The sequence below is a fragment of the Sphingosinicella sp. genome (assembly GCF_052388015.1).
In the GTDB taxonomy this organism is placed as follows: Bacteria; Pseudomonadota; Alphaproteobacteria; order Sphingomonadales; family Sphingomonadaceae; genus Allosphingosinicella.
Genome location: NZ_JBQTIN010000159.1, coordinates 1 through 24401, shown reverse-complemented (window position 1 = coordinate 24401; position 24401 = coordinate 1). Strand labels below are relative to the sequence as shown.

Sequence of the window (24401 nt, the reverse complement as noted above, 5' to 3'; positions counted from 1 at the left end):
TCGCATCTCCGCCAGATGGCCGCCTATCGCGACGCGCTGCGCGTCATCTTCCCGGACCGGCCGATCGAGACGGCGCTGCTCTACACCGGCGCGCCGGTGCTGCTGCCGCTCCCCGACGCCCTGCTGGATGCCTATCACCCGACCGCTTGAGCAAGCGCGCTGCCCACCCTACATGCCACCCAACGACCCGTTCAGGAGAGTCCTGCCATGGCCACCAAGACCGTCACCGATGCCTCCTTCCACCAGGACGTGATCAACGCCCCCGGCCCGGTGCTGGTCGATTTCTGGGCGGAATGGTGCGGCCCCTGCAAGATGATCGGCCCGGCGCTCGAGGAGCTGAGCGACGAGCTGGCCGGCAAGGTCACGATCGCCAAGCTCAACATCGACGACAATCCCGACGCGCCGACCAGATATGGCGTCCGCGGCATCCCGACCATGATCCTTTTCAAGGGCGGTCAGCCGGCCGCGACCAAGGTCGGCGCCGAGCCCAAGGGCCGCATCCAGGGCTGGCTCGAGGGCGCCCTGGAATCGGACCCGGTCGCGACGCGGGCATAGACGCCGGTCGCGCGCGCCCCTATGTGCGCACGCGCGATGGAACTTCTGCTCGCCCTGCTGTCACTGCTGACCGCCGCCACCGGCGCGGTGGCGGGCGCGCATGCGCCGGAGGCGGGCGTGCATCAGGCGGCGGGAATCGTCGCCGTTGCGCCAGCGCGCAAGGTCATGCAGCGCATCGCCGTCGCGCAGGTCGCGCCGCCATCCCGCGCCGCTGACGAGGGATCGCCCGGCCGGATCGCCGCGCCGCCTTCCGCCGCGCCGCTCTACGACGATCGCCGCCGCGAATAAGCGCCCGGCGCCACCGCGCCATTCCCGTTCGCTTTTCTTCGTCCGGCCCCGCGGCCGGCATTTCCGTATCAAGTCAGGATCCGCCTCATGTTCGCCGGTTTCGCCAAGGCCATTTTCGGGTCGTCCAACGATCGCTACGTCCGCTCGCTCCGCAAGATCGTCGACAAGGTCAACGCCTTCGAGCCGACCGTCTCGGCGATGACCGACGAGGAGCTGAAGGCGCAGACGGCGCGATTCCGCGCCCGGCTCGACGAGGGCGAGAAGCTCGACGACCTGCTGCCGGAAGCGTTCGCCACCGTCCGCGAGGCCGCGCAGCGCACGCTCGGCCAGCGCCATTACGACGTCCAGCTGATCGGCGGCATCGTCCTCCATCGCGGCGAAATCGCCGAGATGCGGACCGGCGAGGGCAAGACGCTGGTCGCGACGCTCGCCGTCTATCTGAACGCGCTCGAGGGCAACGGCGTCCACGTCATCACCGTCAACGACTATCTCGCCCGCCGCGACGCCGACTGGATGGGGCAGATTTACAAATTCCTCGGCCTCGGCGTCGGCGTGATCGTCCCGAACCTCAGCGACGAGCAGCGCCGCGACGCCTATCACAGCGACATCACCTACGGCACGAACAACGAGTTCGGCTTCGACTATCTGCGCGACAATATGAAATACGAGCGACCGCACATGGTGCAGCGGCCGTTCAGTTTCGCGATCGTCGACGAGGTGGATTCGATCCTGATCGACGAGGCCCGCACCCCGCTGATCATCTCGGGCCCGACCGAGGACAAATCGGACCTCTACATCGCGCTCGACCGCATCGTGAAGGCGACCCCGGCCGATGATTACGAATATGACGAGAAGGACAAGCGCGTCCTGCTGACCGAGGACGGCACCGAGCGGATGGAGCGGCTGCTGGAGGCCGAGGGGCTGCTGGTCGGCTCGAACCTCTATTCGTTCGAGAACACCCAGGTCGTCCACCATCTCAACCAGGCGCTGCGGGCGAACATCGCGTTCAAGCGGGACATCGATTACATCGTCAAATACGATTCCAAGGACGACAGGGACAAGGTGATCATCATCGACCCGTTCACCGGGCGGATGATGGACGGGCGGCGCTGGTCGGACGGCCTGCACCAGGCCTGCGAGGCCAAGGAAGGGGTCGAGATCGAGCCCGAGAACCAGACCCTCGCCTCGATCACCTTCCAGAATTATTTCCGCATGTATCCGAAGCTCTCTGGCATGACCGGCACCGCCGCCACGGAGGCGCCGGAATTTTACGACATCTACAAGATGAATGTTGTTTCGATCCCGACGAACATGCCGGTGGGACGGGTCGACGACGAGGACGAGTTCTACAAGAACCAGGGCGACAAGTTCGCCGCCATCGTTCTGGCGGTGAAGGAGAAGCAGGAGACCGGCCAGCCGATCCTGGTCGGCACCGTCTCAATCGAGAAATCGGAATTGCTCTCCGCCGAGTTCAAGAAGGCGAAGATCAGGCACGAGGTGCTGAACGCGCGCGAGCATGAGCGCGAGGCGCATATCGTCGCCCAGGCCGGCCGCCTCCGGGCGGTCACGATCGCCACCAACATGGCCGGCCGCGGCACCGACATCCAGCTCGGCGGCAATGTCGACTTCCGCATCGAGGACGAGTTCGGATCGATGGAGCCGGGCGACAAGCGGGCGAAGGGTGAGGAGAAAATCCGCGCCGAGGTCGCCGAGGAGAAGGAAAGGGTGATCGCCGCCGGCGGCCTGTTCGTGCTCGGCACCGAGCGCCACGAGAGCCGCCGCATCGACAATCAGCTGCGCGGCCGCTCCGGCCGTCAGGGCGATCCGGGCCTCAGCCGCTTCTATCTGTCGCTCGACGACGACCTGCTGCGCATCTTCGGCCCGCAGACGATGTTCTCGCGCCTGCTCAACAAGAACCTCGCCGACGGCGAGGCGATCGTGAGCCCATGGATCTCCAAGGCGATCGAGACCGCCCAGAAGAAGGTCGAGGCGCGCAACTACGACATCCGCAAGCAAGTGGTCGAATATGACGACGTCATGAACGACCAGCGCAAGGTGATCTACGAGCAGCGCGCCGACATCATGGACGCCGAGACGGTCGGCGACGTCGTCGAGGACATGCGCGCCGAGACGGTCAATTCGATCGTCGGCGAGGCCTGCCCGCCCAATTCCTACCCCGAGCAATGGGATATCGACCTGCTCAAGGAACGGGTCGAGCAGGTGTTCGGCCTGGCGCCGCCGATCGACGAGTGGATGAAGGAGGAAGCGGTCGACCCGGAAATGTTCGTCGCGCGCATCCAGGCGGCGGCGGACGAGCAGATCGCGACCAAGGCCGGCGAGCTGTCACCCGAGACCTGGGTGCAGATCGAGAAAAGCTTCCTGCTCCAGAGCCTCGATCATCACTGGAAGGAGCATCTCTCGATGCTCGACGCGCTCAGGCAGGTCGTTCACCTCCGCGCCTACGCCCAGAAGAAGCCGATCGACGAATATAAGCACGAGGCGTTCGCGATGTTCGAGCGGATGCTGTCGATCATCCGCGAGGACGTGACCGGCACGCTCGCCCGCGCCCGCTTCCAGATGACGCCGGCCGATCTGCCGCCGATGCCGGACTTCCTCACCACCCATATCGATCCCTTCTCGGGCGAGGACGACACGGTCGATATCGACGCCGGCACCGGCGCGGTGCTCTCGCGCCTGCCGCCGCTCGCCGCGCCGCGGCCGGAAATGCCGCAAGGCGTGCTCGGCGGCGACGTGCCGGCGCCGGAAAGCCGCAACGCGCCATGCCCCTGCGGATCGGGGAAGAAGTACAAGCATTGCCACGGCCAGGCCGGGTAGCCGGCACACCGGAACTCAGCGCGCCAGCCGTCCGCTATAGGGGAGAAGCGGGCAGGACAATGCGTCAGAAATTGGCGGTCAGCGACAACACGATGGTAGGGGCGACGATCTCCCTTGCTGCTCCAGCGGATATCGCTTCGGCCGCGGACAGGTCCGTATCCACATAAGTCACACCGAGCGTCAGCCCGCGCCAAACAAGGTCGGCGCCGAACTGCCATTCGAGGTAGTCGCCAGTGGGGCTCAGCGGCGTGTTGCCGTGGGAGCGGCCGGCATGAGCCCTCAGCGTCATCGGCGTGGCCGGAAGCGCGACGGCGAGGTCCGCCGCCGCATAGAAGTTGCTGTTGCCACCGAGCGCATCCTGTGCCGGCGCGAAGGCGAGGGAAAACTTTGCGTTCGCGGGGCCGAAGCTGTGGCTGTAACTCGCATAGGGTTCGAAAAACTCGAAATCGCCGCCCGACGAGCCGGGATAGGCATAATAAAGCAGGCCGACATCAAGCGTGCCGCCGGCGAGCGGGTGGCGGACGCCGGCATAGAGGTCGAGCTCCAGGTTGGAGCCGCCCAGTTCGCCGAAACCGTCCAGCGTTGAGGCCCAGAAGCTGAGATAGGCGCCTGATCGGTGGCGCGCCGTCGCTGTGCCTTGAACGGCGGCATGGCCGTCGGAGAGCGAGATGCCCCGGAACCTATAGTCGGAGACGAGGGTCGCGGCGCCCTCGAACGACAAGGCGCGTGGCGGCCGCATTTCCTGCGCGAGTGCGGTCGCCGGCAGCAGCAGGCCGGCCATACCCAGTAGCCAAAGGCGCATCAGATCTCGACCTGGCTGCCCAGCTCGACGACGCGGTTAGTGGGGAGCTTGAAGAACTCCATCGCGGATTCGGAGCTCTTCATCATCCAGCCGAACAGATGCTCGCGCCACAGCGCCATGCCGGGCCGTTTCGAGGCGATCAGCTTCTGCCGGCCGAGATAGAAGCTGGTCCGCATCATCTCGAAACGCGGTCCGCAACCATCGAGCGCGGCGAGAGCGCGCGGCACGTCCGGCTCCTCCATGAAGCCGTAGCGCAGCACGATCCGGTAGAAGCCCTCGCCGAAATCCTCGATTTGCGCGCGCTCGGCTTCGGCGACCTCGGGCACGTCCTGGACATCGACCGTGAGAATCACGACGCGCTCGTGCAGCACCTGGTTGTGCTTGATGTTGTGCAGCAGCGCGGACGGGATCGAAGTGGCCGTCGCCGACATGAACACCGAAGTGCCCGAGACGCGATGCAGCGTGCCCGCCGCCGACTTGATGAACACCGGCAGGGGCATTGCGCTTTCCTCGAGCCGCCGGCGCAGCAGTCGCCGGCCGGTCGCCCACGTGGTCAGCACGGTGAAGATCGCCGCCGCCGCGACCAGCGGGAACCAGCCGCCGTCGGGGATCTTGGTGATGTTCGACGCGAAATAGGCGCCGTCGACGAGCAGGAAGAGCCCGATCGTCGCCCCCGCGAGCCAGCGGTTCCAACGCCACAGGCCGAAGACGAGGAATCCGAGCATGATTGTCGTGATCAGCATGGTGCCGGTCACGGCGATGCCATAGGCGGAGGCCAGGCGGGTCGATTCCTGAAAGCCCAATACCAGCAAGATCACCGCCGCGAGCAAGGCCCAGTTGACGATGGGGATGTAGATCTGCCCGGCCGCCTTCTCGCTGGTGTGAAGAGTCCTGAGGCGCGGCAGGAAGCCGAGCTGGACCGCCTGGTGGGTCACCGAGAAAGCGCCGGAGATCACCGCCTGGCTGGCGATGATCGTCGCCATGGTCGCGATACCGACCAATGGCAGCCGCGCCCATTCCGGAGCCATCAGGTAGAAGGGGTTGGCTACCGCCTCGGGCGTTTCGAGCAGCAGCGCGCCCTGGCCCATATAGTTGAGCATCAGGCAGGGGTATACGAGGGTCAGCCAGGACAGGCCGATCGCGCGGCGGCCGAAATGGCCCATATCCGCGTAGAGCGTCTCGGCGCCCGTGACGGCGAGGAAGACCGAGCCCATGGCGAGGAAGGCGCGCGCCGGATCGTGGCCGAAGAAGGCGACGGCCCAATGCGGGCTGAGGATGCCGAGGATTTCGGGACGAGCGGCGATGTTGACGATGCCGAGCACCGCCAAGGTCGCGAAATAGACCAGCACGATCGGGCCGAATATCCGGCCAACGCGGGCCGTGCCCCGCGCCTGGACGAGGAACAGGCCGATCAGGATGAAGATCGCGATCGGGATGACGAGCGGCTGCAGCCGCACCTCGACGATGGTCAGCCCCTCGACCGCCGACAGGACCGAGATCGCCGGCGTGATCATCGCATCGCCGTAAAACAGGCAGGTTGCGAGCACCCCGAGCAGGACGAGGCTGCCGGTCCATTTGCGCCCCTCGAGATTACGGGCGATCAGCGACAAGAGGGCGAAGGAGCCGCCTTCGCCCTTATTGTCGGCGCGCATGGCGATGAAGACATATTTGAACGTGACGATCAGCATCAGCGACCAGAAGATCAGGCTGAGCACGCCGAAGATGTGGAGCGGATCGACCTCCAGCGGATGCGGACCGATGAAGCTCTCCTTCATCGCGTAGAGCGGCGAGGTACCGATATCGCCATAGACGACGCCGATCGCGCCCAGCATCAGGGCGGGAAGCGAATGCTTATGCGGTTGGTTCGACTCGCCGGCGGACGCGGCGACGGGTTGTGCAGCACTGGCCATGGCGGCGCGATGTGCGGTTCGACCGCATAAAGATTCCATGTGGATTAAGGCCGGGGCGCCTTAAGAAAAGCGGTCGATCCGCCTCCGGACACTCGACGCGGGCGATCGGCGGTATCAGTTAGCGGCCATGTCCGACGCCGCCAGCCCCCGATCCGCCGCCGCCCAGCTGCGCGGCTATGCCGAAGCCTTGCTCATGGTCGCAGCGTCGACTCTGCTCGGCCTCGCGCTCGCGCCGACTTGGGGGAACTCGGCCGTCGATCTCTTGTACCTGCCGGCGGTTATCGCCACGGCGGTGCTCGCGGGTTTCGGCCCCGCGCTCTTCGCCGCGCTGCTCGCTGCGCTGGCCTACAACTTCTTTTTCACCGCGCCACACTTCACGTTCCGGATCGACAACGCGAACGACGTTGTCACCGTCGTCGTCCTGTTCGCGGTCGCGGCCGTGACCAGTCAGCTTGCCGCCTCGGTCCGCCGGCAGGCCCGGATCGCGCAGGCCCATGCGGCGCGGAATGCGACCATCGCCGGACTCGCGCGCCGGTTGCTGAGCTGCACGAACGAAGGCGAAATCGGGGAGGTAAGCACGCGGCAGCTGGCCGAGCTGTTCGACTGCAATGCCGTGCTAATTGGCGGCGCGCCCCCGCCTCGCATGCTGGCGAGCGCCCCGGCGCCGATGCGGCTGGCGGCCAGCGACATCGCCGTCGCGGCGCTGGTGCTGGACAGCGGTGAGCGCGCCGGTCGGTTCGTCGAACGCTCCGTCCCGACCGAGTGGCAGTTCCATCCGGTGAAATCGGAGAATGCGACCATTGCGGCGATCGCGCTTGCCCGCGACGACGGTACGCCGCCGATCCGATCGGACCAGTTGCCGCTGCTCGACAATCTGCTGGATCAGGTGGCACTCGCCCTGCAGCGCGGACGCCTGGAAGAAGAGGTCAGGGAGTTCGCCCGCATCCGCGAACGCGACCAGGTCCGCTCCGTCCTGCTCTCAACCATCGGGCAGGATCTGAAGCCGAGGCTGCAAGCCATCGGCAGCGCCGTGAGCGCGCTCAGGCGGAGCGGGTCGGCAGACAAGGCTCTGGTTTCGACGGTCGGCTCCGAAGCGTCGAAACTCGATCGATATCTGTCCAATCTGCTGGAGCTTGGACCGGAATCCGATCAGCGGCCGCTCCGCGCCGGGGACGTCACGATCGACCTTCTCCGGCGGACCGTGATGCGGGGCGGGGAGAACGTCCATCTGACGCCAAAGCAATATGGCGTCCTGGCCGAACTCGCGAAGCACCCCGGCCGGGTGCTCAGCCACGCGCACCTTCTGCGTACCGCTTGGGGCCCCGCCCAGGAGGGGCAGGTCGAATATCTTCGCGTGGCGGTTCGCGGACTGCGGCAGAAGCTCGAACGCGATCCCTCGCGGCCCCTGCTCATCGCCAACGAGCCGGCGGTCGGTTATCGGCTCAATGTTGGCTAGGTTCAATGTCCGCAACGGATCGAAGCGGACATGTGAGGCTAAATAATGGCTCCCCGGGACGGATTCGAACCATCGACCAACCGGTTAACAGCCGGTTGCTCTACCGCTGAGCTACCGGGGAGCAGCCTTTCGGCGAGGCGCGCCTATAGCAAGCCGCGCCGGATTCGCAACCCGCGGTTAGACCGCGAACTGCTCGGTGGTGATGCGTTCGTCGAGGGCATGCTCGGGGTCGAAGAGGAGAGTGAGCGTGTCGGTGCGGTCGACCGCGACCTCGACCGAGGCGACGTCGCGGACCTCGAACTGGTCGGCGACGGCCGAGACCGGCCTTTTCTTCGGATCGAGCACCCTGAAGGCGATCGAGACATTGTCCGGCACCAGCGCCCCGCGCCAGCGGCGCGGCCGGAACGGGCTGATCGGGGTCAGCGCCATCAGCTTCGAATTGAGCGGCAGGATCGGCCCCAGGGCGGAGAGATTGTAGGCGGTCGAGCCGGCCGGCGTCGCGACCAGCACGCCGTCGCAGACCAGCTCCGGCATCACCACCCGGCCGTTGACCGACACCTCGATCCAGGCCGTCTGGCGCGTCTCGCGCAGCAGCGACACCTCGTTGATCGCATGGTAGCGCGCGACCTCGCCCGCCATCGTCGTCGCGGTCATCTCCAGCGGCGCGACGGTGAACGCCTTGGCCCGCGCGATCCGCTCGATCAGCCCGTCGATCCGCCACTCGTTCATCAGGAAGCCGACCGTGCCGCGGTTCATTCCGAACACCGGGCAGACCTTGCCGCGGTTGAGCATCGTGTGGAGCGTGTGCAGCATATAGCCGTCGCCGCCCAGGGCGATGATCAGCTCGGCCTCTTCAAGCGCGACGAAATCGTAGCGCTGCCGCAGCATCGCCTCGGCCGCCAGCGCCGCCTCGGCGTTCGAGGCGAGCAGGGCCATGGGCTTGGGCAGGACGATGTCCATCGGCCCGATAGAGCCTGCACGGTCGCTTTCGTCAATCGGGGCGAACCACCTTGGCAGCCATGTGGCGCGGCAGCGCCGGGACCATTAGAGCCTCGCTTGTCGGGGCTCTAATGGTCCCTTCGTTGCGGTTGGCCCTCGGTTTCTGAACTGCTAGACCGACGTGATCGTTGGCGCGGCGCGCCCCACTGTTGCGGTTGGCCCTCGGTTTCTGAACTGCTAGACCATGCGGCGGCAAGTGGACCAGCGACCATAAGTTGCGGTTGGCCCTCGGTTTCTGAACTGCTAGACCGGGACTCGCACCGGGCGCACCTTCACTGTCGTTGCGGTTGGCCCTCGGTTTCTGAACTGCTAGACCGTCGGGCTCGATGAGACGGTCGATCCCGCCGTTGCGGTTGGCCCTCGGTTTCTGAACTGCTAGACCTCGGGTATTGCGGGTTGTGGGTCAGGATGCGTTGCGGTTGGCCCTCGGTTTCTGAACTGCTAGACCATCGACCGTTCGTAATCCACGTCGCCGTGCGTTGCGGTTGGCCCTCGGTTTCTGAACTGCTAGACCGGATGCGTCGATAACCTGCTGAGAGACAACAGGGAATCGGTGCATCCGGCTGGTGCCTTCCGCCGGACAAAATCAGAACATCGCGAGCTGATCGGGATTCTTGCGCGGCTTCTTTCGCCGCTGGCTCGAGAATCGGATGATATTCTCATACTGCCGGTCGGTGAAGGTGAGGACATGGATCTCGCCTTTTTCCGGCAGGTTGCGCTCGATCCGTTTTAGGTGCGAATCGAAGCTCTCCTTGCCGTTGCAGAACCGAGCATAGACCGAAAACTGGCTCATTTCGAAGCCCTGGTCGAGCAGGAATTCACGAAACTTCGTTGCCTCGCGCATCTGCTTTTTCGTGCCGACCGGTAGGTCGAACATCACGAAAATCCACATCAGGCGATAGCCGCTGAGAAAGCCATTGTCGGTCGCGCTCACGCCTCGGCTTGATCGTCGAGGCGGGCGAGCGCCGCCCATTCCATCGGCGTCGGCGGGTCGAACAAGGCGAGCTCGGCGCGCCCGGTCTCGAACGCCTTGGCGAGCGACTGCGCCAGCCGCTGCGCCGCCACTGAGACCGGCGAGGCTTCGCCGGCAATCCTCAGGTCGAGGGCGATCAACCGCGCGAAGCGGCGTTTGAGCGGCGGGTCGAGCGCGTCGATCCCTTCCTCGATCATCGCCGCAACCAGGGCGTCGACCAGCGGCCGGAACGGCTCGACCAAGTCGTCGGCGAGCGCGAACGCGTTGCCGCGATTGCTGTGCTGGATTCCGATCGTGGGATGCAGGCCGGCGGCGACGACGGCGCGGGCGCAGGTGGCGCGCATCACGGTATAGCCGTAGTTGAGCAAGGCGTTGGCGCCGAGCGCGGCACGGTCGCGGCGGAAGTCCTTGCCCATCAGGGCTGGCCAATAACGCCGCGCCGCCTGCGCCTCGACATTGTCCGGATCGCCCGATTTCACCCGCCGCGCGATGAGCTGGAAGCCGGCCGCGCCGGGCGCGCCGCGCGCGTCGAGCAGCGAACCCTGCATCGCGATCTTGGCCTGGACGATGCGCCGCCAGAGCTGCTTCTCCAGCGGCCGCGAGGCGCCCCACTGCGCCTGCATCCGCGCGTTCTGGGCATGATGCCCCTCCAGCGGCAAAGTCACCGCGATCGGATTATGGTTGGGCCCGCAAAAGACGATCGGCGCGCCGCGCTCGGCCAGCCGGGCGACGAGGCTGCCGCTCCAGGTCGCGCCATGAGCATGAACGATGACGGCATGCACGTCGTCCAGCGCGACCCGGCCGATCTCCGCGCCATCCTCCTCGACGATCAGGAAGCCGCGATGAGTGGAAAGATGCCGGCCATCGGTCGCGATATCGACGAACCGGTCCATGCCCCCGTCCCCGATCTATTCGCGCGGGCCGGGATCGAAGACGCGGCCGAGTGGGTCGACCCGGACCTGGCGGGCCTTGAGCTTCTTCAGGCCGCCGCCCGATGAGTAGATATATTTGAACGGATCGACTTCCGAGGGGGAGGCGTCCCGCGCTTTCAGCGCGCCGCCTTCGTTGCCCGGCGCGAGCGCGATGGCGCCGATGGTCGAAAATTTCACGACCCGGACGATCTCCGGCGCGCCGCCGTCGCGCTCGATCGCGATCATGTCGTTCTGTCTCAGGGACAGCATTTTCTTGGCGGCGGGGTGGGGGCGTCGGTCGCCAGCATCGGGCTGGTGCGCATCGAACATCGACACGATATCGTGGGTCCACTTGCCGTTCGGCAGGCGCCAGACGTCATAGCGCGCGTTCGCGTCGCCCTTGTAAGCCTTGTAGGCGCGCCCGTTCTTGTCGCGGATCGGAATGACGTTGAGCGGCTCGCGCACCCGCACCCGGCGAACGCCATGTGCGTTGGAGAAGTCGGCGAGCACCTTATCATAATCCTTGCCGGTCCGCCCCGCGGTCGCGCGATAGAGCGCGTCGCGCAGCGCGCCGTCGGCGATGCGGATCGGATCGGTCAGATCGGCCGGCTTGAGGCTCGTCAGCGGAACGCGATGGACGACGATTGGCGTCTTGCCGTCGGCGGCGGTTTCGCCGGTGAAGCCATAGGCCGTGTCGTTATGCAGCCGCCCGGCCGTCACATCACGCTGCTTCGACGGCCGGCCCTTGCGGCCATGATCGGGCTTGTGGCTGACGGTGACGCGCCCGAGCTTCTCACCCAGCTCGTCGCGGAAGCTCTCCCACGGTTGCGGCAGCTTCTCGAACAGCCGGTCCAGATCCTTGTCCTCCGCCCGCCCGGCCGCGCGCGAGATCTCCTGCATCCGCCCGCGCGTGGTCACCGCCGTCACCGCCGCGTCGATGGCGTGATGACGATGGTCGAGCCGGTTCTTGGGCGCGTTGCTATGTTCGTTCTCGACGAAATTGTGATCGGGCAGCAGGCTGTTCAACCCCCACAGGCGGCGCAGCATCGCCGTCATCCGGCCGGGGATCACATAGACGCTGCCCTCGTCCTTGTCGGCGTAGAGGCTGGACAAATAGCGGCCGGCGAGGCGCGAGAGATATTGCGTGTCAGTGAGCTGGCGGGCGAGGAAGCCGCCATCCTTCTCCACCCGGGCCATGGCGTCGGGGCCGAAGCGCCATTGCTTGGATTTGTGCAGCCGCGCGACCTGGGCGCTGATCGTCTCCCAGCGCTCCTCGTCATGGCCCCATTTCTCAAAAGGCGTTTTGTTGCCCTTGGCGCGATTGCAGTTTCGGTGAGCGACGACCTTGTTGCCGGCACTGTCGTCCAACGAGCGCGAATAAGGGATGATGTGGTCGATGTCGGCCTCGCCGGTGAACAGCGCCCTGATGCCAATGACCCCGCCGCAATAGGGGCAGCGACGATCGAGCACCTCGCCCGGATTGACCTCCTCCCACATCCGCAATAGCATCCGGTTGGCGCCGGAGTCGGGGAAGCCTTCCTCCTCCAGCTTCCTGGACCGGGCGATCGCCGCCGCCGTGTCCTGGCGGATGCGCTTGTTGTGCGCCTCCTTGTCCTTCTCGTTGAGCTTCAGCTCGCGCGCCAGCTCGACGACGATCTGGTCTGGACGGCCGTGGACCTTGATAATCGCGTTGACCAATTTCTCGACCTGACGGAGTCCGATGTGGACGGTCGGGTTGGTGATCTTGCCCCAGCGCTTCTCGGGCGGATCATCCGGATGCTGCGTACCGGGCGGAATATCGCGGGTCAGCAGCTCGCCATAATAAGGAAGCTGGGGCAGGATTTCCCCGGTGCGGTCGTCGCTATGATGCCAGCCGGCGCGGCGCATCGCCTCGTCATAAGTAATGACCTCCTTCTTCAGCTCGTCGAGAATCCGCGCCGTCGCGGTCAGCCCGAGCCGGCCGTAAAGTTCGGGCAGGCGCGCGCGCGCCGCCTCCTCGGCATGGTCGTCGTCCAGCCCACAATCCTTGGTAAGGAAGGCGTAGAGGATTTCGGGATTCTCCTCCGCCATGATCCGCTCGACGATCACCCATTGCTGGTCGCGATCGAGATGTGCCCATTTGTCGCCAAAGCGCTTCGGGTCTTTCATGACGGCGCGCACTTCATCGCCAGCCAAATGGGTCCGGGTTTCGCTCGCCTTGTTGAAGCTCTGGCCAGAGTCGAGCTTCAGTTCGCTCGCAAGCTTCTTGAACGTAATCTCCCGTTTCTCGCGAAGCATTTTGACGAGACGGTCCCGTTCGTCCAACTTCAGCTTCCGGTTCGCCTCTCCTGGCGTCGTGACCTCAAGCTGATTGACCTCCTCGTAGAGCCGGCGCTCCTGGAACAAAGGGTGCGCCTTCGCCAGCCGCCTTTCGGAATGGACGAAGGTGCAGACGCCAACCTCCTGCTCCTTCAACGGCCGCTGAAAGAACAGGATGCGGCGCAGCGCGGCGCGCGCGGTGTCGGTCATCAGGGCAGGATGGTGCCTGGCCTGCACCTCCCAGATGCGCTCGAACTCATATTCGACATGGCGGCGCTGGGGGTAAAAGTCATAGTCTTGGTTCTCGCCGCCCATTCGAACGCGCGCCGCTTCGCCCTTCGCAAGGCGCTGCGACAGGAATTGCCCGAGCGTGTCCGCGCCCGATTCCGCCATCGCCTGATCAAGCGCCCGAGCACCTTCGGCGATCTTGCCGTCCTCATTGTCCTTGGCCTTGCGATCGGCCTTGCGGTTCGACTTGAAGCCGCGCCGCTGATTGAGGTGGAAGAGGGCGCGGCCGATCTCATAGGGATGGAGGCGCTCGTCGAGCGCGCGGACGCGGAGAGCATAGGGGTCGCGCTCGGCGACCAGCTTCGCATCGTCGGCATCCGCAGGCATCAACTTGTGCTCCACCAGCGCGCTCAGGAAGGCCGAGCGCCGTCCGAGATAGCGATCACGGCGACGACGCGCTCCGCGTGCCAATCGGCGCTTTTCAGCTAAGGGCGCGCCAACACTTCCACTCTTGGGAGGTTCGCGACCATCACTGAAAATTCGCACGCCGATATCGACAATTCGGCTTTCGTCCTCGGTCAGGCACCAGCCAATGCTGTTCGTGCCGATATCGAGTCCTAGTCTGCGCATTTCCGCCTCCCGCAGGGCATCTTGGGGGCAGGCGACCGGCGAGGCAATTGACTTCGTCTCCGCTTCGGCTAGATTTGTCCCGTTCAGAAACCGCAGGGCCAGCTGTTAACAAGCAGCTTGACTGCACCAAATAAGGGCGGGGCTACGGCCCCGCCTTTTTGCCGCTCACCGCGCTGTGCCAGGCCGGGAGGGCCCGGCGGCGCGGCGATTGGCGTGGGCGGGCGCTTGCGGCTAGACCGGCGCCAGATGGCCGCGCCGCTCTTCATCCTTTCCTTCCGGCACCGCGACGAGCTGGGCCGGCTCGCCGAGCGCGGCGGATGGCGGGCGATCGCGGCGCGGCGCGCGGACGATGCCGAGGCGCGCTTCGCGGGCTCGGGCGCCAGCGTGGCGGTCGTCGACGCGCGCGGCGCGCTGGACGAGGGGCTGGAGGCGGTGCGCGCGCTCGCCGACGCGGCCGAGGCGAACGGCGCGGCCTTGCTCGTCATGGTCTCGCGCAACGACGGCGTGGCGCTCGATCGCTTCCACCGTCTCGGCGCGACCCATTTCCTGGTCAGCCCGATCGCCGAGGCCGAGTTCCTGCACGCGCTGGCCTTTGCCAGCCGCCATGCCGAGCGCGTCGGCGCGCCGGGAATGCCGGTGGCGCGGCCCGGCGGCGATGACCTTCCCTCCTGGCGCTGGGAACCGGGCGGCCGCGACGTGGAACTGAGTCCGGCGCTGGCGGCGAAGGCCGGGCTGGAGGCCAATGGGCCGCGGCGGATCGGGGTGCGCGCGCTGATGCGCAAGCTGGGCCCGGAAGGGCGGCGCGCGGCGGTGGGCGCGGTCGGCCGGGCGCGGCAGACCGGCGCGGCGACCGCTTTCGCCCATGCCGATCCGGCGGCCGCGGGCGGACGGATCGCGCACCATGTCCGGGTCGGCGAGGGCGGCGAGATCGTCGGCCGCGCCGAGCAACTGGGCGCGGACGCGGCGGGCGAGCGACGCGATCCGCTCACCGGCCTCAAGGACCGGCGCGCCGCGCTTGCCTGGCTCGCCCGGGCCCTGGACGGAGCCGAGGGCGAGGGCGGGCCGATCGCGCTGCTGATCGGCCTCACCCGCTACGACGCGATCAACGAAGCCTTCGGCCGGGTGGTCGGCGACACCGTGCTGCAGGCCGTCGCCAAACGGATCGAGCGCCATTGCGACGCGGAAGGCGCGCGCGCCACGGTGGCGCGCATGGCCGGGGCGGAGTTCATCATCGTTCTCGCGCCGCCGGCCGACATCGCCCGCGCGCGGACGATGGCCCGGCTGCTCGTCGAGGCGCTCGCGCGGCCCTTCCTGTCCGGCGCGCACATGGTGACGGTCGCGGCGCGCGCGGGTCTCGCCGCCGCGAAACCCGGCGACGACGCGGGTGCGCTGCTGCGCCGGGCGAGCGCCGCGCTGGCCGACGCCAAGCTGCCCGACAGCGCCCCGGTCCGTTCGCTCGATGCCGTGGACGAGAGCGACCTGATCCGCGCCGATCAGCTCTCGATCGATCTGCGCCGCGCGCTCGACCGCGACGAGATCGAGATCCGCTTCCAGCCCCAGGTCTCGGTCACCGACGGCCGCATCGTCGGCGTCGAGGCGCTGGCCCGCTGGCGGCATCCGGATCATGGCGAGCTGGGGGCGGAGACATTGTTCTCGATCGCCGAGCGCTCCGATTATCTCGCCCAGCTTTCCGATCATATCCACCGCCGCGCCATCGCCGCGGCGGCTTCATGGCCGGCGGTGCTCGGCGATCTGCGCCTGGCGGTGAACATCACCGCGGCGGACATCGTCCAGCCCGGTTTCTCCGCCACGTTCCTCGACCGCGTCGCCGACGCCGGCTTCGAGCCGGGGCGGGTGACGGTGGAGGTGACGGAAAGCGGCCTGATCGAGAATCTGCAGGGCGCCGCGGCGTTGCTGGCCGAGCTGCGCGCGGGGGGCTTGCGCGTCGCGATCGACGATTTCGGCACCGGCTATTCGAGCCTCGCTTATTTGAAGGCGTTGCCGCTCGATTACCTCAAGATCGACCGCAAGCTCTCGCAGGATATCGCGGGGTCCAGCCGCGACCGCGTCGTGGTGCGCGGCGTGATCGAAATGGCGCGCTCGCTCGGCCTCGACGTGATCGCCGAAGGGGTGGAGACGGAGGAACAGCTTGAGCGCCTCGCCGAGGCCGGCTGCACGCTTTACCAGGGGTTCCTTTGCTCTCCGCCGGTGACGGCGGAGGAGTTGGTGGCGCTGGTGAGCTGAGCGCGGCGACGGCTGTTTTGGGTGGAAAGCGGCTCATCTCCTGAGGGTGGAAAGCGGACGCTAGCTATGGAAGAGTTTGGCCGTGACTATCGACGTTCAAGCGCGGCCATACAGCAAGGTTGAGCGGGCGCTGCTGCTCGTTACTCGAGTGCTCACAACGACATTCTTGACCGCTTTAGCGGGAGGGATTGAGAACTGGGCTTACGAGCGCTTCTTCGCCCCAGACCTGTACGCAGCCGGTCCTCCGCTCGTACGGGCTGTTTGGACCCTTGCGTTCACCTTCCCCTTCATTCTGGTCGGACTGCTTATCCTTGGCCTGCCCGCCACGCATGTGCTGCGTCGATTGCGAGCGGAGAGAGCCATCTCGTACGCCGCGACTGGGGCGGTGACTGGCGTGCTCTGGGGGGGTGGCTGATTGGCTTTCAGACAACCTACGGACTTGCCGTCTCGGCCTTCTACGGCTGCACCTGCGCGCTCACTTGGTGGTGGTTGCGCCCAAGGGACTAGTGTCCGGTTTGGGTCGTGAGCTGCTAGGCGGTTGAAGGGTGGTTAGCTGGCCTCGATAATGCACGCTCGATAGCCGCTATCCAATCGGACCACATAGCGAGATCAATCGGCATCCCGTCACTGTCGAGCCGTTGAAGCCCACCCAGAAGAACTGCCAGATCGTCGGAAAGCCGACCTCCGCGCTCCCAATACGCCTCCAAGAACAGCCGCATCGCGTCGAAGGCCGTCGTTGCATCAAGCTGCGAATGGGGTGTGGCTTGGTCGTTCATCGCCCGGTTTTCGCATCCGGCGCGAATGTCCGCAATGGGTCGAAAGCGGTCAAGTCCCGCTTTCAGCGGGCTGCATTCGACAATGAACCAAACTGGTGAATTTATCTTGACATTTAATCCCAGATAGAACATATAGCGAACGATGGGCGGCAAGCGGCAGAGCTGGACGCGGGAACTGAGGGATGCGTTTCGCGACACGCTCGCCGAGACCTGCAACGTCAAGATGGCAGCGGCGGCGGCGGGAAAGACTCCGTCATGCTGTTATGCTCTGAAGCTCCGCGATCCCGAGTTCGCCGAGGAATGGCGGCTGGCGCTGGCCGTCGGCTACGGGCGGGTCGAGGAGCGGCTGATCCGAGACGCCTGCGGCGATGCCGAGGCGCGGATGGACAAATATGAGCGCGAGCAGGCGCTCAACCTGCTCAAGTTCCATCATGGCGAGGTCGGCCGCGCCCATGCCGGCGGGTCGCCTGTCGCGCGGGCAAGCGCGGATGAGACCGATACGGCCATCCTGAAAGCGCTCGCCGCGGTGAAGAAGCGGATCAAGGGGTAGGCATGGGCTTACCCGCTCACGTCATCCCAGCCCTTCGACTGCCTGCAAGGCAGGCGCTCAGGATAAACTTCAGCCAAAGGCTGAAGGCTGGGGTCCATACTGACACAGCATGGATGCCAGCCTTCGCTGGCATGACGGTGGAGTAGGTGAATCCGGTCCATCTGCTGGCAGGCGAGCCGGAGGAGGTGCAGCGCGCCGTTTTGAAGCGGCTGACCAAGCCGCAAAGGCGCGAGCTTCGGGAACGCTGGCTCGCCTGGGCGCATCCGGGGCAGGCGGCGCCCCCGGCCTTCGCCGGGGCAGGCCAAGGCGACTGGCGCGCGTGGCTGCTGATGGCCGGGCGCGGGTTCGGCAAGACGCGGGCCGGGGCCGAATGGGTGAGTGCGCTCGCTCGAGCGGACCCTTCGCTTCGCATCGCCCTGGTCGGCGGCACCAATGACGAGGTCAGGAAGGTGATGATCGAGGGCGAGAGCGGCCTGTTCGCGGTCGCGCGGCCGGACGAGCGCTTCGGCTATGCCGCGGTCGCCGGAACCTTGCGCTTCCCTTCCGGCGCGCTCGCGCAGGTCTATTCGAGCCGCAATCCTGAGAAATTGCGTGGGCCGCAGCACCATATCGCCTGGTGCGACGAGCTGGCGAAATGGGCGCGGCCGGACGAGACGTGGGACAATCTGATGCTCGGCCTAAGGCTTGGCGAGAGGCAGCACGCGGTGGTGACGACCACGCCGCGCGCGATCCCGCTGCTCGGTCGGATCATCGCCGACCCGGACACGGTGACGACGCGCGGCGGCACCGCGGACAACCCGCACCTTTCGGAGGCCTATCTGGCCGCGATGCAGCGTCTCTATGGCGGCACGCGGCGCGGGCGCCAGGAGCTGGAGGGCGAGCTGATCGACGATGTCGAAGGCGCACTGTGGACGCGGGCGCTGATCGAGGCGGCGCGAACCGAGACCGCGGAAGCCGATGCGATGGAGCGGATCGTGATCGGCGTCGATCCGCCGGCCGGCGTCGGCGAGCGCGCCGACGCCTGCGGCATCGTCGCGGCCGGGCGCTCGCGGGACGCCGACGGCGAGCCGGTGGCTTATGTGCTCGGCGACCGGACGATCAAGGGCGCCAGCCCCGAGCGCTGGGCGGCGGCCGTGGCGGCGGCGGCCGAGGAGTTCGGCGCCGACCGGGTGGTGGCCGAGGCGAACAATGGCGGCGCGATGGTCGCGAGCGTCCTGCGCGGCGCGCGGCGCTCGCTGCCGATCCGGCTCGTCCACGCCAGTCGCGGCAAGGCGGCGCGGGCCGAGCCGGTCGCCGCACTGTTCGAGAGCGGCCAGGCATGGTTCGCCGGCTCCTTTCCGGCGCTGGAGGATGAGCTGTGCGGGATCGTCGCCGGCGGCGGCTATGAAGGCCCGGGGCGTAGCCCCGACAGAGCGGACGCGATGGTCTGGGCGATGACCGACCTGATGCTCGCGGCTTCCCGCGCGCCTCGCGTGCTCGCGCTTTAGCCTAACGCGCGCGCAGCGGCGCGAGCCCGGCCATCCGGGTCGGCGGCGATGACAGGCTGGTCGGCGGGGCCAGGCGGACGCGGCGGTTGGCGAAGTCGATCGAGACGCGATCGAACAATCTGAGCGCGTCCATGCCGAGCAGGATCGCCGGCCGGTCCTCCAGATCGAGCAAAGCGAACAGCCGCACCTCGGAGAAGGCGATCGGCAGATCGTCGATATGGACGCCGCCGACCTGGAGGCGCCGCGCGACGCTATATTCGGCCGTGACGATGTCGCCGGTGACGCCGGTCAGCGTCACGATCCGCGTCTGGCCGAGCCGGCGGGCGCGCTCGAGCCGCCGCCTGAGCGCCGCGTTGCCGACGCTGATCTGGGAGCCGGTGTCGATGATGACCGTGATCCGCTGCCCGTCGAGATAGGCGTTGGTGAGCAGCATGCGGCCGGCCCGCGTGCGGCCGCGCACGACGATCTCGCCCGGCGCGTAACGATCGTCGTCGATATGGGAGTTGGTCAGCGTCAGCTCGCGGCGGGTGAAATCGAACGTCACCCGCTGCGAAATCAGGCTGTCGACGCCCAGCATGCCCTGCGCGCCGATATTATATTCGGCAAGCGCCGGCGCCTGGATGCCGCTCAGGGTGCGGCGGCCGACGCCGAGCTCGCCGATGTGGACGCTCGGCACGCGGCGCACATCCGAGACGCTGGCCAGCGTCACGTCGCCGGTCGAACTGAGACCGAGCGACCGGGCGAGCTCGCTGGAAATAACCGTCCGCTCCGCGCCGGTGTCGACGATGAAGCGATAGGGGCCGCGGCCGTCGATATTGACCGCCACCGTCATCCGCTCCCAGGCGTCGGGCGCATAGCCGATCGTCTCGGGGGTGCCGGCCTGGCCGCGGCTGCGCTCGATCAGGCTGCCCGTCTGCGCGCCCTGCTGCGCCACCGCCGGGGCGGCCAAAGCGGCGCCGGCGGCGAGCGAAAAGAGCAGATGTTTCATAAGCTTCGAGCCTCGCGCGGCCCGGCGGAATTGGAAGGCCGCGCCGGTGCACCTTACGCCTGTTGGCGCCCGCGTCCCAAGCCTTTCGACGAAGCATGTGGGACGTTCGACCTGAAATTGTCGACGTTCGGCGCTTCAGACGAGGATTTTGGCCAACCCGCGGGAGAGCTGGAGGGCGCCGTGGAGCCTCGCCGAGGATGTCGCCCACTCGCGGCTGAGCACCAATTTGCTGTCGGGACGCAGCCGCGCGACGCCCTTCAGCCGCTCGACATAGGCCAGCAGGCCGGGGAGGTCCGGGAAGCTGTCCTGATGGAAATGGACCAGGGCGCCCCGCGGCCCGACGTCCAGCTTCGCGACCATCGCCTGGCGGGCGTTCAATTTGATCTCGATGATCTTGAGCAGATTGTCGGTCTCGTCCGGCAGCGGGCCGAAGCGATCGATCAGCTCGGCGGCGAAGCCCTCGATCTCCGGCGCGCCGGAAAGCTCGTTGAGGCGGCGGTAGAGGCCCATGCGCAGGTCGAGGTCCGGCACATAGGCTTCCGGAATGAGGATCGGCGCGTCGACCGTGATCTGGGGCGAGAATGGCTCCGGCCGCGCCGCGAGCCCGTCCGCCTTGGCCTCCAGGATCGCGTCTTCCAGCATCGACTGGTAGAGTTCGAAGCCGACCTCCTTGATGTGGCCGGACTGCTCGTCGCCGAGCAGATTGCCGGCGCCGCGGATGTCGAGATCGTGCGTCGCGAGCTGGAAGCCGGCGCCGAGGCTGTCGAGACTGGCGAGGACCTTGAGGCGCTTGTCCGCCGTCTCGGTGGTCAGCCGGTCGGCCGGCGTGGTGAAGTAAGCATAGGCGCGCGTCTTCGCCCGGCCGACGCGGCCCCGGAGCTGGTAGAGCTGGGCGAGGCCGAAACGGTCGGCGCGATTGACGATGAGGGTGTTGGCGCTGGGGATATCGAGCCCGCTCTCGACGATCGTGGTTGAGAGCAGCACTTCATACCTCTTGTCGTAGAAGGCGCTGATCCGCTCCTCGACCTCGGTCGGCGCCATCTGGCCGTGGGCGACCACATAGCGCACTTCCGGTACTTCATTGCGCAGGAACTCCTCGATGTCGGGGAGATCCTTGATCCGGGGCACGACGAAGAAGCTCTGGCCGCCGCGATAATGCTCGCGCAGCAAGGCCTCGCGCACGACGACGGCGTCCCAGGGCGTGACATAGGTGCGCACCGCCAGCCGATCGACCGGAGGGGTCTGGATGACGCTGAGTTCGCGCAGGCCCGACATCGCCATCTGCAAGGTGCGCGGGATCGGCGTCGCGGTCAGCGTCAGCACGTGCACGTCGGCGCGCAGCGCCTTCAGCCGTTCCTTGTGGGTGACGCCGAAGCGCTGCTCCTCGTCGACGATGACGAGGCCGAGATTCCGGAACTCCACGCTCTTCGCCAGCACGGCATGGGTGCCGATCACGATGTCGATCCTGCCCGCGGCAAGACCTTCCCTGGTCGCCTTGGCCTCGCCGGCGGGGACGAGGCGCGACAGCCGGCCGATCTCGATCGGAAAGCCCTGGAAGCGCTCCTTGAACGTGTTGAAATGCTGGCGCGCGAGGAGGGTGGTGGGCGCGACCAGCGCCACCTGCAGCCCGGCCATGGCGGCGATGAAGGCGGCGCGCAAAGCAACCTCCGTCTTGCCGAAGCCGACATCGCCGCAGACCAGCCGGTCCATCGGCTTGCCGGCGGCGAGATCGCCGATCACGTCGCCGATCGCCCGGTCCTGGTCGTCGGTCTCCTCATAAGGGAAGCGATCGGCGAAGGCGGCGAAGCCGGTGTCGGGCTCCGCCACCGCGCCGGGGCGCAGCGCCCGCTCGGCCGCGACCTTGATGAGCTCGCCGGCGATCTCGCGGATGCGCTCCTTCATCCGCGACTTGCGCCGCTGCCACGCCTCGCCGCCCAGCCGGTCGAGCGCCACGCCCTCGCTCTCGCCGCCGTAGCGGGAGAGGATTCCGATATTCTCGACCGGGACGTAGAGCTTGTCGCCGCCGGCATAGACCAGAGCCGCGCAATCGTGCGGCGTGCGCTGGACCGGGATCTGGGTCAGGCCCTCGTAGCGGCCGATGCCATGGTCGGCATGGACGACGAGGTCGCCGGGCGTGAGCGTCGCCAGCTCGTCGAGGAAGGCCTGGCTCGACTTCTTGCGGCGGCGGCGCACCAGCCGGTCGCCGAGCATGTCCTGCTCGGTGAGCAAGGCGACGTCGCCGCTGGTGAAGCCGTGATCGAGCTGGATGACGGCGAGAGAGACAGAACCTCCCCTCCCGCTTGCGGGAGGGGCTGGGGGTGGGCCTGATGAGTCCGTAGCTCGCCTGCCGGCTCGCCCCACCCCTTGATCCCCTCCCGCTTGCGGGAGGGGAGAAGATGTGCCCAGCGCCTCCTGCCAGGTTTCGGCCTCCGTGACCGCCGTCAGCCCATGCTCGGCGAGCAGGCCCTTCAGACGCTCGCGCGAGCCCGGCGAATAGCTGGCGAGCACGACCTTGCGGCCGAGCCGGCGCTGCTCGGTGACATAAGCGACCACCGCCTCATAGACATTGGCACCCCGCGCCCGCTCCGGCGCGAAATCGCGCGGCGGATCGACCGCGAAGTCGAGCACCGCCGCGCTTTCCGGCTCATGGAACGGCGTGGTGCGGTGGATAGGCCGCTCCGCGACGAAGCCCTCCCATTCGTCGCGCGCGATATAGAGCGTGTCCGGCGACAGCGGCCGATAGCTGCCCGCCTCCTTGCTCTGCGCGCGGACGCGATTGTCGTGATAGTCGGCGACCGCTTCGAACCGCGCCTCGACCGCGCCGTCGTCGCCGGCGTCGCGGACGATCAGATCGTCCTCGCCGAGATGATCGAACAGGGTCGCCAGCCGCTCCTCGAACAAGGGCAGCCAGTGATCGAGCCCCGCGATCCGCCGGCCATCCGACACCGCCTGATAGAGCGGATCGCCGGTCGCGTTGGCGCCGAACAATTCGCGATAGCGGCCGCGGAACCGCCTGATGCTGTCCTCGTCGAGCAATGTCTCGGAGGCGGGCAGCAGGGTGAAGCCCCCGATCCGGTCGATGCTGCGCTGGCTGGCCGGATCGAAGCGGCGCACGCTCTCGATCTCGTCGCCGAAGAAATCGAGCCGGAGCGCCTGTTCCTCGCCCGATGGGAAGAGATCGACCAGCCCGCCACGCACCGCGAACTCGCCGGGGTCGCGCACCGTCTCGGTCCGCGCATAGCCGTTGGCCGACAACAGCATCGCCAGCCGGTCGCGGTCGATCCGCTCGCCGGGCGCGAGGCGGGCGACGAGCTGGCGGATCCGGAACGGCGTCAGCACCCGCTGCAGCGCCGCGTTGACGGTGGTGACGAGCAACTGCGGCTTTTCGGCCTCGCGCTGCAGGGTGTGAAGCGTCGCCAGCCGTTCCGACGTGCTGCGCAGCGATGGCGAGGAGCGGTCGTAGGGCAGACAGTCCCAGGCCGGGAAGGCGAGCGTCTCGAGCTCCGGCGCGAAATAATGGGCCGAATCGACCAGCGCTCGCATCGCCGCCTCGTCCGGCATGATGAGGACCGCGCGTGCCGTGGCGGCGCGCGCGAGATCGGCCGCCAGCCAGGGCTGGAAGCCGGCCGGTACGCCCGCCAGCGTCAGCGGCGACCCGGCCGTCATGATGCTGCCAAGGCTGGGGCTCAAGAACCCTCTCCCTTGAGGGAGAGGGCAGGGTGAGGGTGTCGGGCGTTCGTCGTTGTCCGATGACGCCGAACCCCCTCACCCCAACCCTCTCCCCACCGGGGAGAGGGGGTCACGCTCTCGCGCATTGCTATCACTTCCATATCTTCACAAAATCAACCGCTTGCAGGCGGTTCATCATTTCGCCTTGCAAGCACGTCGGGGCGGCGGTGGTTCCCGTCGCCCAGGCGATGATGTCCACATCCTGCTCGTCGAGAAACGCCTCGAACCAGGCCATCTCCTTTTCGTGCCAGCGGTCGTGCCAACGATCGAAATAGCCGCCCACCAGCATGTCGGCCTCGCGCGTCCCGCGATGCCAGGCACGGAAGCGGAGGCGTTTGAGGCGGGCTTCGGCGTCCATGTTTCCCCAAGCGAAAAAGGCCGCGCCGGTGAATCCGGGCGGCTGACATTGAGGTGGCATGTAGTCACGCCACTCCCGTCATTCCAGCGAAAGCTGGAATCCATGCAGAGCCAGAATGGACCCCATTGAGAGGTCGCCCTGTCCCCCGGACAGGGCTGCGGATGTCCGGGGGACATCCGCGCCTCTTCAATTTCGCTGGGGTGACGGGGAAATGGGGTGCCGGTAAGCATCAGTCATGCGGCCCGAACTCCTCAACTCCCTGTTCGCGGAAATCGAGACGCTGAAGGGCGTCGGGCCGACGCTCGCCAAGCCATTGCACAAGCTGGGGCTGGAGCGGGTGGTCGATGCGCTGTTCCACCTGCCCACGGGGTGCATCGACCGCAA

The 24401-nt window shown here is 67.0% G+C and carries 17 protein-coding genes, 1 tRNA gene and 1 CRISPR repeat array; of the genes, 7 read left to right on the top strand and 11 right to left on the bottom strand.

The features are described 5' to 3' along the window. The first annotated feature begins 207 nt into the window (after positions 1–207). The 3 genes from trxA (at position 208) to secA (ending at position 3678) form a co-directional block, all read left to right on the top strand. Complete coding sequence (gene trxA, locus ACT4N3_RS12970) at positions 208–555, top strand: thioredoxin TrxA (RefSeq protein WP_444855645.1); 348 nt, start codon at positions 208–210, stop codon at positions 553–555. A gap of 36 nt (positions 556–591) precedes the next feature. Further along, positions 592–843 (top strand): hypothetical protein, encoded by a 252-nt coding sequence (locus ACT4N3_RS12965; protein WP_444855644.1) that lies wholly within the window; start codon positions 592–594, stop codon positions 841–843. Positions 844–930: 87 nt separating this feature from the next. Next, the gene (secA, locus tag ACT4N3_RS12960) at positions 931–3678 is read left to right on the top strand and encodes a preprotein translocase subunit SecA (protein WP_444855643.1); all 2748 of its coding nucleotides are present in this window, start codon (positions 931–933) and stop codon (positions 3676–3678) included. A gap of 64 nt (positions 3679–3742) precedes the next feature. Here secA and ACT4N3_RS12955 read toward each other — a convergent pair whose 3' ends face one another. Next, positions 3743–4480 carry a TorF family putative porin gene (locus ACT4N3_RS12955; RefSeq protein WP_444855642.1) on the bottom strand — a complete coding sequence of 246 codons (738 nt, stop codon included), beginning with the start codon at positions 4478–4480 and terminating at the stop codon, positions 3743–3745. After that, positions 4480–6390, bottom strand: a complete 1911-nt coding sequence (locus ACT4N3_RS12950; protein WP_444855641.1) for a potassium transporter Kup — start codon at positions 6388–6390, stop codon at positions 4480–4482. Before ACT4N3_RS12950 ends, ACT4N3_RS12955 begins: the two co-directional genes overlap by 1 nt. Before the next feature lie 127 nt (positions 6391–6517). On the opposite strand from ACT4N3_RS12950, the gene ACT4N3_RS12945 reads away from it, so the two are divergent. Continuing rightward, entirely contained in the window at positions 6518–7846 is a 1329-nt protein-coding gene (locus tag ACT4N3_RS12945) for a DUF4118 domain-containing protein (RefSeq protein ID WP_444855640.1), read from the top strand. A gap of 46 nt (positions 7847–7892) precedes the next feature. Here ACT4N3_RS12945 and ACT4N3_RS12940 read toward each other — a convergent pair. The 5 genes from ACT4N3_RS12940 to cas9 all read right to left on the bottom strand — a co-directional run bounded on the left by ACT4N3_RS12940 (position 7893) and on the right by cas9 (position 13885). Beyond that, positions 7893–7967: transfer RNA gene (locus tag ACT4N3_RS12940), tRNA-Asn, on the bottom strand. Between the two features lie 56 nt (positions 7968–8023). Continuing rightward, positions 8024–8806 carry an NAD kinase gene (locus tag ACT4N3_RS12935; RefSeq protein ID WP_444855639.1) on the bottom strand — a complete coding sequence of 261 codons (783 nt, stop codon included), beginning with the start codon at positions 8804–8806 and terminating at the stop codon, positions 8024–8026. A 121-nt stretch (positions 8807–8927) separates the two neighbouring features. Beyond that, positions 8928–9359: a CRISPR direct-repeat array (repeat unit 36 nt; unit sequence GTTGCGGTTGGCCCTCGGTTTCTGAACTGCTAGACC). 72 nt (positions 9360–9431) lie between these two features. Beyond that, on the bottom strand, positions 9432–9779 hold the full coding sequence (gene cas2 / locus ACT4N3_RS12930) for a CRISPR-associated endonuclease Cas2 (RefSeq protein WP_444855638.1): 348 nt from the start codon (positions 9777–9779) through the stop codon (positions 9432–9434). Next, positions 9776–10711, bottom strand: a complete 936-nt coding sequence (gene cas1, locus ACT4N3_RS12925; protein WP_444855637.1) for a type II CRISPR-associated endonuclease Cas1 — start codon at positions 10709–10711, stop codon at positions 9776–9778. Before cas1 ends, cas2 begins: the two co-directional genes overlap by 4 nt. A gap of 15 nt (positions 10712–10726) precedes the next feature. Beyond that, complete coding sequence (cas9, locus tag ACT4N3_RS12920) at positions 10727–13885, bottom strand: type II CRISPR RNA-guided endonuclease Cas9 (RefSeq protein ID WP_444855636.1); 3159 nt, start codon at positions 13883–13885, stop codon at positions 10727–10729. Between the two features lie 246 nt (positions 13886–14131). On the opposite strand from cas9, the gene ACT4N3_RS12915 reads away from it, so the two are divergent. Continuing rightward, on the top strand, positions 14132–16129 hold the full coding sequence (locus tag ACT4N3_RS12915) for a putative bifunctional diguanylate cyclase/phosphodiesterase (RefSeq protein WP_444855635.1): 1998 nt from the start codon (positions 14132–14134) through the stop codon (positions 16127–16129). Positions 16130–16659: 530 nt separating this feature from the next. Here the strand turns inward: ACT4N3_RS12915 and ACT4N3_RS12910 are convergent. Beyond that, complete coding sequence (locus ACT4N3_RS12910; RefSeq protein ID WP_444855634.1) at positions 16660–17037, bottom strand: hypothetical protein; 378 nt, start codon at positions 17035–17037, stop codon at positions 16660–16662. Between the two features lie 10 nt (positions 17038–17047). Here ACT4N3_RS12910 and ACT4N3_RS12905 point away from each other — a divergent pair, with 10 nt between their 5' ends. Continuing rightward, positions 17048–17455: a hypothetical protein gene (locus tag ACT4N3_RS12905; RefSeq protein WP_444855633.1), complete on the top strand. Its 408-nt coding sequence runs from the start codon at positions 17048–17050 to the stop codon at positions 17453–17455. A gap of 146 nt (positions 17456–17601) precedes the next feature. Continuing rightward, positions 17602–18942: a DNA-packaging protein gene (locus ACT4N3_RS12900; RefSeq protein WP_444855632.1), complete on the top strand. Its 1341-nt coding sequence runs from the start codon at positions 17602–17604 to the stop codon at positions 18940–18942. Between the two features lies 1 nt (position 18943). Here the strand turns inward: ACT4N3_RS12900 and ACT4N3_RS12895 are convergent, their stop codons facing one another. The 3 genes from ACT4N3_RS12895 to ACT4N3_RS12885 form a co-directional block, all read right to left on the bottom strand. Continuing rightward, positions 18944–19930 carry an aspartyl protease family protein gene (locus ACT4N3_RS12895; RefSeq protein WP_444855631.1) on the bottom strand — a complete coding sequence of 329 codons (987 nt, stop codon included), beginning with the start codon at positions 19928–19930 and terminating at the stop codon, positions 18944–18946. 135 nt (positions 19931–20065) lie between these two features. Further along, on the bottom strand, positions 20066–23596 hold the full coding sequence (gene mfd, locus ACT4N3_RS12890) for a transcription-repair coupling factor (RefSeq protein ID WP_444855646.1): 3531 nt from the start codon (positions 23594–23596) through the stop codon (positions 20066–20068). Between the two features lie 154 nt (positions 23597–23750). Then, positions 23751–24017 carry an FAD assembly factor SdhE gene (locus ACT4N3_RS12885; protein ID WP_444855630.1) on the bottom strand — a complete coding sequence of 89 codons (267 nt, stop codon included), beginning with the start codon at positions 24015–24017 and terminating at the stop codon, positions 23751–23753. Positions 24018–24401: the final 384 nt, after the last annotated feature.

Coding starts and splice junctions, on each gene's coding strand:
- ACT4N3_RS12945 (WP_444855640.1), top strand. CDS start 6,518: ATGTCCGACGCCGCCAGCCCCCGATCCGCCGCCGCCCAGCTGCGCGGC.
- ACT4N3_RS12915 (WP_444855635.1), top strand. CDS start 14,132: ATGGCCGCGCCGCTCTTCATCCTTTCCTTCCGGCACCGCGACGAGCTG.
- trxA (WP_444855645.1), top strand. CDS start 208: ATGGCCACCAAGACCGTCACCGATGCCTCCTTCCACCAGGACGTGATC.
- mfd (WP_444855646.1), bottom strand. CDS start 23,596: ATGACGGCCGGGTCGCCGCTGACGCTGGCGGGCGTACCGGCCGGCTTC.
- ACT4N3_RS12905 (WP_444855633.1), top strand. CDS start 17,048: ATGGGCGGCAAGCGGCAGAGCTGGACGCGGGAACTGAGGGATGCGTTT.
- ACT4N3_RS12895 (WP_444855631.1), bottom strand. CDS start 19,930: ATGAAACATCTGCTCTTTTCGCTCGCCGCCGGCGCCGCTTTGGCCGCC.
- ACT4N3_RS12950 (WP_444855641.1), bottom strand. CDS start 6,390: ATGGCCAGTGCTGCACAACCCGTCGCCGCGTCCGCCGGCGAGTCGAAC.
- ACT4N3_RS12885 (WP_444855630.1), bottom strand. CDS start 24,017: ATGGACGCCGAAGCCCGCCTCAAACGCCTCCGCTTCCGTGCCTGGCAT.
- ACT4N3_RS12910 (WP_444855634.1), bottom strand. CDS start 17,037: ATGTTCTATCTGGGATTAAATGTCAAGATAAATTCACCAGTTTGGTTC.
- secA (WP_444855643.1), top strand. CDS start 931: ATGTTCGCCGGTTTCGCCAAGGCCATTTTCGGGTCGTCCAACGATCGC.
- ACT4N3_RS12965 (WP_444855644.1), top strand. CDS start 592: ATGGAACTTCTGCTCGCCCTGCTGTCACTGCTGACCGCCGCCACCGGC.
- ACT4N3_RS12935 (WP_444855639.1), bottom strand. CDS start 8,806: ATGGACATCGTCCTGCCCAAGCCCATGGCCCTGCTCGCCTCGAACGCC.
- ACT4N3_RS12955 (WP_444855642.1), bottom strand. CDS start 4,480: ATGCGCCTTTGGCTACTGGGTATGGCCGGCCTGCTGCTGCCGGCGACC.
- cas9 (WP_444855636.1), bottom strand. CDS start 13,885: ATGCGCAGACTAGGACTCGATATCGGCACGAACAGCATTGGCTGGTGC.
- cas1 (WP_444855637.1), bottom strand. CDS start 10,711: ATGGACCGGTTCGTCGATATCGCGACCGATGGCCGGCATCTTTCCACT.